This is a genomic window from Hymenobacter sp. YC55 (assembly GCF_029433095.1).
In the GTDB taxonomy this organism is placed as follows: Bacteria; Bacteroidota; Bacteroidia; order Cytophagales; family Hymenobacteraceae; genus Hymenobacter.
Map to the genome: position 1 here is coordinate 591,926 of NZ_JARNTX010000002.1, position 13,443 is coordinate 605,368.

Consider the following 13,443-nt stretch of genomic DNA (forward strand, 5'->3'; position numbering starts at 1 on the left):
AAATGACTAAACAAATTGGTAAAATCATTGCAACTGAAAAATCGCCATCTACAGTTGATGAATTTTATTTCTGGACAGTAAAGGATTTGATTCTTAATCCTTTTGATGTAGTTAAAATCAACCACCTCAAAGGTTCAACGACTTTTGGTGTTGTAGAGGAAATATCCCATATCACCGATGGCGCTAGCTATCTTGCGGGATTTATATCAAGTGATTTTGGTGACGTAACAGCAAAGCCTAATACGGAACGTATTGGCATGAATTACATAAAGACTAGAGTGGTAGGGAATTCTAAAGGTATATATACTCCTGTTCTAGATGGTTCGTCAGTGTCATTAGCCGATGCATCTGATGTAAAAAAAGCACTAGGATTGTCAGATACTAAAAATCCGCTTCCTTGTGGTTATATCAAAATGTATGAGGAAGATACATTGACTATTCCTGTCAATTTAGATGCGAACTTCATAATTGGTCCTGAAGGTGCTCATTTAAATATATCGGGTATCTCTGGTCTTGCTTCGAAAACATCTTATGCAATGTTTCTACTGAAAGCAATTCAGGATAAATATGAAAAAGGAAATAATAAGGACAGTGTCGCATTTATTGTTGTCAACGTAAAAGGACGCGATTTATTAGCTTTGGACGAGCCTAATGAAGAACTTGATGAAAAGGATAAAGCAGACTATGAGCTTTTAAATGTTGGCAGTTCTCCATTTAATAACGTTAAATATTATTACCCATTCGATAATAATCAAGGTAATTCAACTTATGGGAAAGATTTTGCAGGTCAAAAGAAGTTAGGTAAAGCATTTAAATATAAGTATACTTTTGCAGAGGATAAGGAAAAGATAGATATGCTATTCTCTAATATTGATGACCCTAATGGTACAATGGAGAGTATTGTAGCTCACATAACTTCTCAAAGCAGCGAGTTTGCTAATTTGCAAACTTGGACTGATTTTAAAGAGAAATTAGCTGAGTACAAGCAAAAAGGCGACACTGGAAAGGATAAAGAGATTTCCGTGCTAAGTTGGAGGAAATTTAGTCGTCATTTTAATCGTGTGTTGGAGAAAAGCACTATTTTTAATGATAATGTAGTCAAAGATAAAAAAGAGGTGCGCCTAACAGAAGAGATAGAAAATATTTCTAAGAATGATGTATTAGTGATTGATATTGCTAAGCTTGATGAAGAAACACAAGGATTTGTGTTCGGCGATATAGTTAATGCTATATATGAATTGAAGTTAGGTCAATTAAATGATAGAAGCGAGGAAGATTTGCCCTCTAAAATTATTGTGTTTATTGACGAGTTAAATAAATATGCTTCAAAGGAAAGTCCGAAAAACTCACCAATCCTTCGTAGGATGCTAGAAATTACGGAACGCGGTCGTTCATTAGGAATTATTTTATTTGGGGCAGAACAGTTTAAGAGCGCTATCCACGACCGTGTTAAAGGCAATTGTTCCACACACGCATATGGTCGTACCAATGCTATTGAAGTGTCGAAGAGTGACTACCAGTATATTCCTCCTGTGTACAAGTCAATGATGACAAGATTAGAGCAAGGAGAGTATATTATCCAGAACCCTGTTTTCCGTTCTCTCTTAAATATTAAATTCCCCAAGCCTGTTTATAAGCAATTTAAAAATGGTTAAAAATTCTACACCCGTAATTGGAAAATTTGTTCTAGAGAACCTGACAACAGGAATGTATAAGGACAGTTATTGTGTTTACCGAGAATATATTCAAAACTCAGCAGATGCAATAGATAAAGCAGTTTCTTCTAAACAACTTGTTGAGAAGGATGCAAATATATTTATTGAAGTACTAAAAGAATCAAGGAAGATTACGTTCCATGATAATGGTACAGGTATATCACGCGAAAAAGTTGCGGATGTGCTCTTGAACATCGCTCAATCAGAAAAAGTAATAGGTAAGGATAAAGGGTTTCGCGGAATTGGGCGATTAGGAGGCTTAGGGTATTGTGATAAGCTAGTGTTTGAAACTTCATTTGCTGGGGAAGAAACAAAGTCAATTATCACTTGGGACTCGAAACTGTTAACTGAAATAATACAAGACCGAGACAAGAAAGAATCTGCGGCTGATGTAATTGATGCAGTAACGACACTTGACTTGAGTCAATATGAGGAAAGTGGCATGCATTATTTTAATGTGATAATGTACGGTGTGCGTAAAGATGAACTGCTTGAAGTTGCAGATGTAGAAGAATATCTTAAAATGGTTGCGCCATTGCCTTTTGATAATGGATTTATTTTCCGCACTAAAATTAAAGAAGATGCCGCTGCTAACGGTATATTATTTGATGAATATAATATTTTTTTAAACAATGATAAACTTTATAAAGGTTATACTACAATGATTTATGACATGAATAAAGGGAAAAAAACAAAAATAGGTGAAATTAAAGATGTTTATTTCTTTCAACAAAATGACAATAAGGGTAAGCTTCTTTTCTGGGGGTGGCGCAGTATTTCCGATATTCAAAATGCTTATTTAAAGCCAGTTAATTATTCAAGAGGGTTGCGATTGCGAAAAAATAATATTCAAATTGGGGATGAATATATATTTGCAGAACTTTTTCCTGAGAGCCGCTTTGCTTTACATATAGTTGGAGAAGTCCATGCTTTACATCCATCTCTTGTTCCTAATGGTCGTCGAGATGATTTTGAAGATAGTGTGTTATATAATGAGTTTAAGAATAAACTCAAGCCTGTATGTGCAACTATCAAGAAGCTTTCCTATGATGTATCAAATATTATTAATGCAAAGCGTAAAATTGAGGATGCAAAACAGGCAGAAGCAGATTTAGAACTTACGCGTTTAAAAGGCTTAATTAGCGATGAGCAAGATGAAGTTGAGGTAAAAGCTCTGGAAACTAAAAAGTTAATTGCTGAAGGTGCGAAAAAAGAAATTCAGAAATATGAAAAAATAGCTGCTGCTAATACTGATGAGCCTTTGACTAAGGTGTTCACTATCCTTGTTCCAAAGGATAGTGAAGATAAAAATTCCTCTAGCGTAGCTAAAATAGAAAAAAAGGTTTCTGATAAGCCAATTTATAGAGTCGATGGGCTCAGTAAACTAAACAAATCAGAGCGTAAAATTGTTAGTCAAGTCTTCGAGGTTGTTAATAAAGTTTTAGCAAAAGACTTGGCAGAAAACCTCATCCAGAAAATAGAGGAGAAGTTCAAATGAGAAAGATACTGCTAGTAGAGCCGAACTACGCCAACAAGTACCCGCCTATTGGTCTTATGAAGATTGCAACATATCATCGAGCGCTCGGTGATAATGTTCGCTTTTTTAAGGGTGATTTGAAGGATTTAGTTATTCAACAACTCTACGAGGAGTGTTTGGATGCTTTGATAGAAATTGACAGTGAAATTAATTGGCAATTAAAGCAAGCTGACATAAAAAAATATATTAAAACTAAAAAATCAAACCTGCTTTTCGATATAGGTACTCAAAATAGCAAGTTTGAATTTTTACTTCAACACAGGCTTGAGGATTTTGCCGATATTTTCAAAAAGAAGAGATACGAAAAAAAACCTCTATATGACCGTATATACGTTACAACTTTGTTCACTTTCTACTGGAAAATAACAGTCGAAACAATTCATTTTTGTAAAAAGCTTGTAAAAAATGTTAATGAGCTTCATGTTGGGGGAGTTCTTGCTTCTCTCTTGCACGAAGAACTAGAAGCTGAAACAGGAATAAAACCCTCCCAAGGGTTACTTGACCAGCCGGGTATGCTCGACCCCAATAATCCAATAGCAGCTAATTTGGTTATTGATAACTTGCCGCTTGATTATTCTATTTTAGATGAGATTGACTACGAATATCCAACTCGTAGTGCGTACTTCACCTTCATGACAAAGGGGTGTACTCGTAAGTGTGCCTTTTGTTCCGTTCCAATTTTGGAGCCTACTTATAAACCTAAAATTGAAACTATTGACAAGTTTAATGATATAAAATCTCGGTTTGGTGACCAGCAAAACTTATTGCTAATGGATAATAATGTTCTGGCTTCACCTAAGTTTCTAGAAATTATAGAAGATATAAAAAGTATGGGCTTCTATAAAGGAGCTACTTATGTTGAACCTAATCAATTAGATATTGCGATACGCAACCTTGCTGATGGCTACAATAATCGTGGTTCCTTAAGACGTACACATCGACTTGTTAATGCATTGGTAGGGCGGCTAAAGAAAGATGTTGCCCAAAACTATTACAATCTCCTTACTGAATACCATGTGGTAGATTTTGAATCTACCACAATTGAAAACTTGTTGACTTTGTACCCCTTAATTAAGGATACATACGAGAAATACAGGTCCAAATCTCCAAAGATGCGTTACGTTGACTTTAATCAAGGCACTGATTGTCGTTACGTGACTGAGGAAATTATGGAGAAGCTAAGCGAAATCCCTATTCGTCCACTTCGAATAGCTTTCGATTACATAGGTTTGAAAAAACAGTATGTTTCTGCTGTTCGATTAGCTGCTAAGTACGGAATACGAGAGTTGTCTAATTATATTCTATATAATTTTAAAGATAAGCCGGAAGACCTTTGGCTGCGTTTAAAAATCAATATTGACTTGTGTAAGGAGCTTGATGTAGCAATATTTTCCTTCCCAATGAAGTATATCCCTTTATTTGGTGAAGAGGCAAAGCATAGGGATTTTACTGGGCAGCATTGGAATAAAAAGTTTGTTCGCGCTATCCAGTCCATTTTGAACGTCACAAAAGGAATAGTCGCACCTGCTTCAAAAGGTGAGGCTCGCTCATTCTTCGAAAAAGCCTTTGGAGAGTCTTTAGAAGACTTCTTCGATATTCTTTATATGCCAGAGACTTATATAGTCTATCGGTATGTTTTTGAGAATGACCTACAATACACACCTATATGGATGTCAGAGTACAAGAGCCTAAATGTAGATGACCTTGCTACTGCTCAAGCTATTATTCAGAAAAATATTTTTACACCTGAAGCAATAGATACATACTATCCTTCAGATGAGGTAAGACATTTCCTACGTCATTATACGATTCAACGTGGTAATATTGAAGCTGGCGACACTGGCTACAAAAAATTGAAGAATCAGTATGACAAGCTTATAAAAGGGGACCAGTTTATAAATCTTACTCTCACTTACGATTTTGAGGATGATGTAGCAAAAGTTTCCAAATAAATACGGAAGTTATTAACGCGACCCTCTTCAATAATTGCAGGCTGAAGGTTTTCCAAACGACCGTTTGGAAAACTTTCAGCCCATCATTGATTAAAGAGGGTCATCATCAGTAGTAAGCTCCACCGGAGTTAGGGGCAGGGGAGAAGAATTACTGGCATAAAGGGGAAGTACATCTTCTCCTAGTAGCAATGCCAATGTATAGCGGAGGCGGGCAGCAACGCTCTCCTGCTTGTACAACCACTCTAAGTACCCTCGATTTGTCCCGAGCATGTCTGTTAGCGGTTTGCCCTTGAACTTGCCGAATGGCATAGTCTCCACGAGGGTGCAGGGATTCTTCAACCAGTCGAAAAAATCATCTCGGCGGACAGTATACCAGAGGGGCGTACCAGCAAATCGGTACGAATACAAAGTGTACCCCCAATTATCGGATTGGCTTTTGAGAGACAAGTACATCTCCGGTGTATTGGGTTGCACGATAAGCACCATGTGTTCTACATCTGAATAGTAGTACATGACCCGATGTTTTCGTAGGGCATTTTCAACGGCGCGAATGGCTGCGTCACGGCGCTGCTTGCGTTCCTTTTTCAAGGTGGCTTTAACGCATTCGCAAAAATCTTTGGTTAGGCAATTAGGACAAGTCATAAGGAGAAAGCTTAGAAGTGGAGAAGGGTGTCGTCTAGGATAAGCATCCATAGCGAAGCATTAGCTGTGGTTTCTTTTCGGCTTAGGCACCAATTTCATTAGCCAACTTTTTCATCCGGCGAATCCAACACTTCACCTCTCTTAAGACTTGCTGGGGCGTTTCGCCGGGTTCACTTTGCCCTAAAACGACGCGCTTGAGGGCAAAGCTCAACCAGAAGAGCTTGGTTTGCTGTCGTGCCCGGACGAGTAAGTCTAATTGCAGCAGGCGACGTACTTTCCTGTTTTTTTGGAAGACGAGCAGGCGGTCCTGCATGTCGAGCAATTCACAGCCTAAGGCGTGGGCTTGTGGGTCTGCCATGTGAGGGTAGGTCGGGTACCCAGTTTCAAATCGTAGCATTGTGTAAGGGGTTATAAGGAAACCGTTCGTCGATTTCACCCCTTATATTCTGCCGCTGCATTTTGTTGAAAATAATTTTTATCGATACAATTAAAATTAAATCGAATAATTATTTATGTAGAAATATATCGCTTGTTTTGAGTATAAAGCGTTGATATTTAAAGTATTATGATGTAGAAATGTGCCTGTAAATATTTATGCCTGTGTTTTTTTAATAATTATTTACTGCATTGCTTTGGTGGTAAAATTAATTTATGTGACGTAAGAACATGCTGGCGTACAGGGCTTTATTTCGCGAAATATTTATTCGTGGGGTCCAACTTTTTTCTACAAACCACTATAATTCTCGCCAAGCTCGTCAGGGGTTATCTGACCGGGGCAGCGGGAGTTTTTACAAGTGATTTTCTCCCGCTGCGTTCCAACCCGCCAAAAAATTACTTCTGGCTGTGGAACGCCGGTAAAAAAATCACTTTATGGCTATTCACCACAAACTGCTGGTGCCCACGCGCATCAACATTCCTCAGCTCCTTGCCGCCCTCGGCTACGACCAGCGGTACATCAATGACCATCAGGACAAGTACCACTACATCCTGCACAAAATTTTAGAGCAACGGATATTCGATTCCAGCATTGAGGCAGAGGGCTATTCGCCCCTGCATCTGGATACGCTCCGCACCTTTCTTGGGCGCCGGTACGCGGACGCCATTCTCAATGAGTTGGTGGTGCTCGACATTGTCCAATGCGACTTTATTAAGCTGTATGGCGAGAAAGGGCAGAAAGCCTATGGCTACCGCATCAACCCCGCGTTGGCTTCCAAAGCAAGCTTGCAGCCTGTGTCGAAAAAGGTCTTCGACAAAAAGCTCCGCGACGCCGCCTACCGCTACAAGCAAAAGTGGTCCAAAACCATTCTGTGGAAGAACCTTACGCAGCTTGGCATTCGGGACAAGGAAGCCTACGCGTTCATCGACGCCAAATTGGAAACCTCGCGGATGATGTTGCTGGAATACGAGAGGGCGCTGACACAGGTAATTGATAGGAATAATACCGCGCAGGTCAGGGATGTATACCGGGAAGTATATAACTCCTATTCGGCAAAGGAGGACAGGTTTAAGGCAAAGCACACCACATCTTCCTCCTCTTTTCCTTCTTCATCAGTTTACTCTCTTATTCCGGTACAGTTAATAGAAAAGGAGCTACAACTTAAAAGCAATCAAGGGATTACGTTGCGTAACTATCTTGAGAGCTTATTGCTAAATAAGTATAACGCGGACGAGCAGAGTATCCGGCTTATTGCTGAAAACGGGTATTTCATCGAGCAGCCTGACCTCACCAGCCGCGTTTTCACCAACCTGAGCAATCTGAGCGGGGAACTACGCCAGTTCCTCTTTCACAAGCGGCTTCCCGGAACGCTGGTGAATCTCGACATCCGCAATAGCCAGCCTTACCTCTTGTCGCTACTGCTCGCGGACCAATACGCTGGGCATTCCCTGCCGGCGACGGTGGCGAACTACATCAACTTGACGGCTGAGGGTAAATTCTACGAACGTATGATGGAGCTAGTGGGAATGAATCCAGATGCCATCACCAAGCGCAGCCGGAAGGAATTCAAGAAGACCTTCTTTGCCAAGATATTCTTCTGCTCAACCCATTATTCTCGGCGGACTCCCGAGGGAAAGGCATTTCGCCAACATTTTAGAGAAGTAGCTGACATCATCGACGCTTACAAAGGAAAAGCGCACGAACAATTGGCAATAACCATGCAGCGTCGGGAAGCAAGTATTATTCTAAAGGTTATTGGGTCGGAATTACAAAAGCGGGGTATTTGGTTTGCCACCATTCATGATTCGGTAGTGGTGATGCCAGAGCATGAGGAGCAGGTAAAAGAACTAGTACGGGTCTCTTTCAAGAATGCGGTGGGAGTAGCCCCAACTGTAGAATCCGAGTACTTGAGTGCGGACGTTAATCCTGTCCGCGCAAAAGGATTGGCGGATGCGGTACTGCTGAAGCAAAGCGAAGTGCTCCTCAACGAGGCGGTAAGGGAGGATACTATTGACCTCCATACACTCGCTTCGCTGGTCAACGACATTTCAACAAGCTGGAATAATTTCTTTGATGATTAGAAGGACTGGTATTTTCCTTTCAGCATCCTAATTATTATCATCGAGAAAAGCCGGGGTCAATTAATATATGAGTGGCTGATGGGACCTTGTTTCATTTATGTTATAAATGAAACAATCATTATTTTGCAAATATCTGTTTTTTAGGGCTTTATGTGAAGTGGGGAGCCCTGAACAATAATGTTGTTTCAAAAACAGTTCAGGTCATATATAAACGAAATTACATCCAGACCCAAAGCATGTCATACACCAGCCGCAAAACCGAAACAGCGCCCTTAGCGTGGGGTGAGTTTGAAACACTCATCGCCAAGCTGGTCACGGATATTCAGGTACGGAGGAAAAAAAACCGCGCCCGGATGTTGATGGGAGCTGCCCTCGGGACATTTTGCGGCTTACGCGCCGGGGATGTACTAAAGCTGCGTTGGCAGGACCTCGTGGGAAGAGCCACGCTCGTACTGCAAGAGCAGAAAACCGGTAAGCAGCGGAATATCACTCTCAATCCCCGACTTCAGGAGCTTGTTGGATTTGCTTACGAAGCAGTAGGTAAGCCTGAGGGGCAGTCCTACATCATGAGCAATGGGCGGTCAGAGGGAAAAAAGCCCATATCCATTCAGTTTTGGAATAGGGAGATAAGCCAGATACTTCACGAGTACGGGATTCACACTCTCAATCCTTCCTCGCATACCTTCAGGAAGACGTTTGGGCGCAGGGTGTTCGAATTGAACAACCGGAGTGAAGAAGCCTTGATTGTATTGAGTCAGATTTTCGGGCATACATCTATCTCAATTTCAAGACGCTACATAGGGATTCAACAGGAGCGCATAGCAGATATCTATCTCTCTATTTAAAACGGGAGATGGCGGGAAGTGTAAGAAATTATAGCGTGGCTTCGGTTCCGATATTCGGCGAATGTCGCCGAGATTCAGACTAAGACATGTTATTCTCAACGAGTACCGGTGCGAAGTACAGCCGCACGCGGCTACTGCTTAGTTCGACCCCAACCTGATGGAAGGTGCTGTCGTGCGCAATTGACGCATGAGCGCGCAGGATTTGCTCTACCATGACCCCGAACAGCACAATGCCGAGCTGTTCGGAACGTTGTACTACGTCGAAGCTGGCAGCCGAAGAAACTGGTTCGCCACATCGTCCAGCAGCTCAGCGAATCGCCGCCCCACTACGCCGTTCAGTTGACCAGCTCCTACGCCTACATCGGCGTGTGCGCCGAGAACTAGCATTTTACAATGAGGGTCAGTAGCTCCCCAGAACCCTGTAACCCCTGCGAATACGCGCAGTACCACCAATGCCCATGAACAAGTCCCGCCGCTGGTTGCGCAATCTAATGCTGGGAAGCTTGGTTTGCATTGGGCTGTTTATTGCCATGCTCGCCACGCCGCTGGGGCGGGTATTCGACCGAGCCATCAGCGGTCACTACAATGGAATGACCGTTCGCTACCTGCGCGACGGAAAGCTTAGTTGGGGAGAACGGGTACAGTTCATTGCCTTGTACAAGCTCATCGCCTACGCGGGCTATGTTGTGTCGCCGGAGGGTTCCGCCGTTATAAGCCACTTTCTCTGGGAAGGCAAGGGCAAGGACCTATACCTCACCAACACGTATATCCGAACGTCACCCGTTATTACCGAGCAGTTAGCCACCATGAAAGTAGGAGAAGTCCGGCGGGTAAGCTTCAAGATGGCGGCGGATTATCGCCTTGCTTGTGCCCTAAATCCACTGAATCTACGCAAGGAAAAAGACCGCGTGGTAATCTGGCAGCGCATTGTATTTGCTCACGAAAATCGCACCTACACTCGCCTCGAGTACGGCTTGGGCAGTATTCTCCTGCTTGACGCTGCTACCCATACGCTGAAGCCCACGCCTTTCACAGCCTACTGTAGCTGGAACTATTAATGGAGTATCGGCTCCCAAGGAGTTGAAACCCGGAAAATTTAGTTCTGGGCTAGCTCAAAACGGACCATTTATGAGTGAAATATGTCGAAATAATACCCTACACACGCTACACAGTGGGCGACAGGTTTTCACAATCACAAAAAGTAAAATAATTAATGCCGTTCACCACGACATCAAATAGGGGTAAATACCGGCAAAGTGTAAAAACTTATTTCTACACTTTGCTATGACCACGCTGGCGATGCGATGGAGCCGGGATGCAGTCGGCGAACTCCTTCTAAGTAACAAGGAGGAATTGCAGCTACCAGTTTTTTGCGACGCGTGTGGCGATTTAACTCTAGGGGTGCCGAAACTGGTATTTCCCCGAAAATATAAAACTATCGAAGTGTTCTTGGAGTGTCCGATACATGGACTGACACTGCCTGTGGTGCGAGTTTCTGGTTTACCAGAATCCTACCGGCTTTTCCACATAGCAGTGAAACACGCGGGCTTTATACCCTCCACGATGACGGGCGAAGTGGTGGCACGAGTGAAAAAGCGAACGGACTACTTTTTTGTAGTTGCTAAATGTCGGCGCGAAGCATTCATTCGGGCTCGTGAGCGGGTACAAACGCAGAACAAGCTGGGTATTGCTCGTTATTTCGTTGATGGGACTCAGTACTGAAGATATTTATTGAGCTGAGAGGCTATTTGCACAAGCTGCACAATAGTGGCAAAAGTATATAACCGGTCTCACGTTCTTGGCAGGCTTTCGGGTTACAAAAAAACAGAGGCTACGTGGCACATGACCACATGGACCCAGCAGCTTCGCAGCTCGACACCATTAACCCGTCATTTCGCTGTGGTTGTAGTGGACATGACAGGTAATGAACTTGAACATATACCTATCACGGCGCAGACATATACCGCACTGAGGCGCATTCTGCACGACTCGCCAGATATAGTACGAGTTTCCCATACACCCGGTATCGGCTACGAAGACGGAGTACAACTGCTGGCACTAAAGCGGGATGCCCGCCAGTTCCTTCAACAGGCGGAGAAGCAGCGCGGGCAGTTAACGCAGAATGTAAAGTACGTGCAGAATACGCCGTACATATCCCTGTCACAGGGAGACGAATACGTCAGCCGGGCGCGTACGTGTCTACGAGCTTTGGAGGTCTTAGAAATTGTGCAGCAACACATTCAGCAGGTAGGACCGCCGCTGTTTCAAGTAATGGTCCAAGAGGTTGTCCATTGGGTCAGCAAGCTACGTGCAGCCGTAACTGAGGCTGACCTGCTGCTGGCAGAGTTACCGGTTCCTCAGCCTGCCACAGATGCCGGTAGCGTAAGCTCGGCGACTGAGAAAACCTTCCTGAGCGGGTTCGATGAAGAGGAGCTGGTGCAGGTTCCATACGGGCTTCGTTTCCCGGACTTTCCACTGCGCAAGCAACTCAAACCATTAAACGCCTCATATCTGCGCCTGTTAGAAGGATTTCACCTTCTGGTGCAGGGTTCCGAGTGGGAACGGGGGCTGTATGAGCGGTTTGAAGTAATGGAGCTAGAAACAGTGCCCCAAAAAGCAGGGGAAATGACTAAGGGAGAAGTCATGTACCTGTATTTCTTGTCCCGGTATTACACAGGCAGTCGGACGATTGATGATGCCTTTGTAGAGCATCTGAGAACGTGTCTGTCAGTGCGTTTTATGAAACACGAACTTCTGCGCCATCTCGCCGACTTGTAAGTCAACTTCAAACAATCGTTCCTAGCCAAGGGCTACCAGTTGAGATGGCTCTTAGTCCGGGAACATTAGCAGAGATGGAATGCCGTTGCCTAGTCCCATCCTTCTCACAGCATACTTCCCCGTGACCTGATGGTCACTGCCTCCTACGCACCGCAGCGGCTGGTTACTTAGAAACATCTGCTGCGGTGCGGAACACTAGTTAGTTAATCTTCAATCAAGAAGGTCACATAACACCTGAAGCTTATCCTTAAAGGTCTCGGCATCAATCAAGAACTTCTTCACAGGCGCGAAATAATGGTCATTATCAAGGTTTAACGCTTGGTTCAACTCCTCATACTGTTCCGGCGTTATGGCATAGCTGCGCTTTAATCTGTAGCGATTTAATCCTACACTTTGCACAATGCTGATGTTGGATTCGGAGTAAACACTCTTGTCAGGAAAATCAATAATTACTTGAGGACCTCTATCTACCTCTATAAAATATTTATTGTTTGCGTAATGGCGTTTGAGACAGACCATCAGTGCTTTACGGTTGATGTAGACGGAATCTTGCATGTGCAAAAGCAGGCTAGTTGAGAATTTCAGGAGGTAATTATTTCCTGATTTAGCCGTGATAGGATAGCTCTTGCTAAAAGTTTAAAACTATCAGATATACCTAGCCTATAAAGCCGAATCAAATCATAAATAAATTCTCTAAAATGAACACAGACCCGTGCCCAAGTTCTCAAGATGCCAACCAGTTAGCTTCAAAAGTTTTTCTTGATTTCGAAGATGACTTGATGCTGTTTGTTGACCTGCCACCTGCCACCTTATATCAAGCAACATGGCAGTTTGCTACTTATCACCTACGCCGAGGCTTGAAGGTGGACATTGCCGAGCGCCTGTTGCCCAAAAGTGTTGGGGAGCCAGAATACATGATTGAACTGTACGATGAGCAGCGTAGTCGAAGATTTTGTCACATCTTTTCTACCCGTAGTGGAATGTTGCTATACCAAGCATACGTGGCGCAGCAATCAGAACAAGTGAATAATTGAAGTCCATACTTCTATGGCTGCACAAGAAAGACTAAATCTTAGGTGCTACGCATGGAATTGCGGAGAGGCATAAAGCTGGTTGATAGCTCTCAAAGAGAGAGGGCGCCTTCAAAAATGTTTTACCATTTGTTTTACCATCTCGCATTCCACTCAAAAAGTTAGAATAGCTGGAACCAGTAAAACCAACAAAAAACCCCTTCCAAAACAGATGGAAGGGGTTATAGTAGCCCCGGCGAGAATCGAACTCACATCTAAAGTTTAGGAAACCCTTATTCTATCCGTTGAACTACGGGGCCAGTATATGTGCCGGCAAAGGTAATCCGAATCGGAAGATAGCCCAAGCCAGAAGCAAGTAAGATACTAAACCAAGTGAAATAAAAGGGGAGTAAAGCCCGCAGATACAGATAGATCCACTTACTTTAC

Annotated in this window: 13 protein-coding genes and 1 tRNA gene; 9 read left to right on the forward strand and 5 right to left on the reverse strand. The window is 43.1% G+C overall.

Annotated features, from left to right (window positions below):
- Nucleotides 1-2 precede the first annotated feature (2 nt).
- From P1X16_RS15775 to P1X16_RS15785, 3 genes are read left to right on the forward strand one after another with little or no spacing between them, the layout of a single operon-like run.
- Complete coding sequence (locus tag P1X16_RS15775) at nucleotides 3-1,655, forward strand: ATP-binding protein (RefSeq protein WP_277230922.1); 1,653 nt, start codon at nucleotides 3-5, stop codon at nucleotides 1,653-1,655.
- On the forward strand, nucleotides 1,648-3,213 hold the full coding sequence (locus P1X16_RS15780) for an ATP-binding protein (RefSeq protein ID WP_277230924.1): 1,566 nt from the start codon (nucleotides 1,648-1,650) through the stop codon (nucleotides 3,211-3,213). The genes P1X16_RS15775 and P1X16_RS15780 overlap by 8 nt, the downstream gene beginning before the upstream one ends.
- A 56-nt stretch (nucleotides 3,214-3,269) precedes the next feature.
- Entirely contained in the window at nucleotides 3,270-5,204 is a 1,935-nt protein-coding gene (locus P1X16_RS15785; RefSeq protein WP_277230926.1) for a hypothetical protein, read from the forward strand.
- Nucleotides 5,205-5,294: 90 nt separating this feature from the next.
- Here the strand turns inward: P1X16_RS15785 and P1X16_RS15790 are convergent, their stop codons facing one another.
- Nucleotides 5,295-5,792 carry a hypothetical protein gene (locus P1X16_RS15790; RefSeq protein WP_277230927.1) on the reverse strand — a complete coding sequence of 166 codons (498 nt, stop codon included), beginning with the start codon at nucleotides 5,790-5,792 and terminating at the stop codon, nucleotides 5,295-5,297.
- A gap of 136 nt (nucleotides 5,793-5,928) precedes the next feature.
- Nucleotides 5,929-6,204, reverse strand: coding sequence for a hypothetical protein (locus P1X16_RS15795; protein WP_277230929.1), 276 nt, complete (start codon nucleotides 6,202-6,204; stop codon nucleotides 5,929-5,931).
- 512 nt (nucleotides 6,205-6,716) lie between these two features.
- Between P1X16_RS15795 and P1X16_RS15800 the strand changes: the two genes are divergently transcribed.
- Entirely contained in the window at nucleotides 6,717-8,363 is a 1,647-nt protein-coding gene (locus tag P1X16_RS15800) for a hypothetical protein (RefSeq protein WP_277230931.1), read from the forward strand.
- 236 nt (nucleotides 8,364-8,599) lie between these two features.
- Entirely contained in the window at nucleotides 8,600-9,208 is a 609-nt protein-coding gene (locus tag P1X16_RS15805; RefSeq protein WP_277230933.1) for a tyrosine-type recombinase/integrase, read from the forward strand.
- A gap of 255 nt (nucleotides 9,209-9,463) precedes the next feature.
- On the opposite strand, the gene P1X16_RS15810 is transcribed toward P1X16_RS15805, so the two are convergent.
- On the reverse strand, nucleotides 9,464-9,595 hold the full coding sequence (locus P1X16_RS15810; RefSeq protein ID WP_277230935.1) for a hypothetical protein: 132 nt from the start codon (nucleotides 9,593-9,595) through the stop codon (nucleotides 9,464-9,466).
- 71 nt (nucleotides 9,596-9,666) lie between these two features.
- On the opposite strand from P1X16_RS15810, the gene P1X16_RS15815 reads away from it, so the two are divergent.
- From P1X16_RS15815 to P1X16_RS15825, 3 genes are all read left to right on the forward strand, one after another.
- Complete coding sequence (locus P1X16_RS15815) at nucleotides 9,667-10,266, forward strand: hypothetical protein (protein WP_277230937.1); 600 nt, start codon at nucleotides 9,667-9,669, stop codon at nucleotides 10,264-10,266.
- Between the two features lie 226 nt (nucleotides 10,267-10,492).
- Entirely contained in the window at nucleotides 10,493-10,930 is a 438-nt protein-coding gene (locus P1X16_RS15820) for a hypothetical protein (RefSeq protein ID WP_277230939.1), read from the forward strand.
- 120 nt (nucleotides 10,931-11,050) lie between these two features.
- Nucleotides 11,051-11,986 (forward strand): hypothetical protein, encoded by a 936-nt coding sequence (locus P1X16_RS15825; RefSeq protein WP_277230941.1) that lies wholly within the window; start codon nucleotides 11,051-11,053, stop codon nucleotides 11,984-11,986.
- A 210-nt stretch (nucleotides 11,987-12,196) separates the two neighbouring features.
- Here the strand turns inward: P1X16_RS15825 and P1X16_RS15830 are convergent, their stop codons facing one another.
- Nucleotides 12,197-12,541 (reverse strand): hypothetical protein, encoded by a 345-nt coding sequence (locus tag P1X16_RS15830; protein ID WP_277230943.1) that lies wholly within the window; start codon nucleotides 12,539-12,541, stop codon nucleotides 12,197-12,199.
- A gap of 143 nt (nucleotides 12,542-12,684) precedes the next feature.
- Here P1X16_RS15830 and P1X16_RS15835 point away from each other — a divergent pair, with 143 nt between their 5' ends.
- A complete protein-coding gene (locus P1X16_RS15835; protein ID WP_277230945.1) occupies nucleotides 12,685-13,020 on the forward strand; it encodes a hypothetical protein in 336 nt (111 codons plus the stop codon).
- Nucleotides 13,021-13,244: 224 nt separating this feature from the next.
- On the opposite strand, the gene P1X16_RS15840 is transcribed toward P1X16_RS15835, so the two are convergent.
- Nucleotides 13,245-13,316: transfer RNA gene (locus P1X16_RS15840), tRNA-Arg, on the reverse strand.
- Between the last annotated feature and the right edge of the window lie 127 nt (nucleotides 13,317-13,443).

What these genes read in the sequence shown, in the direction of transcription:
- P1X16_RS15775 (WP_277230922.1), top strand. Translation starts at nt 3, where the DNA reads ATGACTAAACAAATTGGTAAAATCATTGCAACTGAAAAATCGCCATCT.
- P1X16_RS15780 (WP_277230924.1), top strand. Translation starts at nt 1,648, where the DNA reads ATGGTTAAAAATTCTACACCCGTAATTGGAAAATTTGTTCTAGAGAAC.
- P1X16_RS15785 (WP_277230926.1), top strand. Translation starts at nt 3,270, where the DNA reads ATGAAGATTGCAACATATCATCGAGCGCTCGGTGATAATGTTCGCTTT.
- P1X16_RS15795 (WP_277230929.1), bottom strand. Translation starts at nt 6,204, where the DNA reads ATGGCAGACCCACAAGCCCACGCCTTAGGCTGTGAATTGCTCGACATG.
- P1X16_RS15800 (WP_277230931.1), top strand. Translation starts at nt 6,717, where the DNA reads ATGGCTATTCACCACAAACTGCTGGTGCCCACGCGCATCAACATTCCT.
- P1X16_RS15805 (WP_277230933.1), top strand. Translation starts at nt 8,600, where the DNA reads ATGTCATACACCAGCCGCAAAACCGAAACAGCGCCCTTAGCGTGGGGT.
- P1X16_RS15810 (WP_277230935.1), bottom strand. Translation starts at nt 9,595, where the DNA reads ATGCTAGTTCTCGGCGCACACGCCGATGTAGGCGTAGGAGCTGGTCAA.
- P1X16_RS15815 (WP_277230937.1), top strand. Translation starts at nt 9,667, where the DNA reads ATGAACAAGTCCCGCCGCTGGTTGCGCAATCTAATGCTGGGAAGCTTG.
- P1X16_RS15820 (WP_277230939.1), top strand. Translation starts at nt 10,493, where the DNA reads ATGACCACGCTGGCGATGCGATGGAGCCGGGATGCAGTCGGCGAACTC.
- P1X16_RS15825 (WP_277230941.1), top strand. Translation starts at nt 11,051, where the DNA reads ATGACCACATGGACCCAGCAGCTTCGCAGCTCGACACCATTAACCCGT.
- P1X16_RS15830 (WP_277230943.1), bottom strand. Translation starts at nt 12,541, where the DNA reads ATGCAAGATTCCGTCTACATCAACCGTAAAGCACTGATGGTCTGTCTC.
- P1X16_RS15835 (WP_277230945.1), top strand. Translation starts at nt 12,685, where the DNA reads ATGAACACAGACCCGTGCCCAAGTTCTCAAGATGCCAACCAGTTAGCT.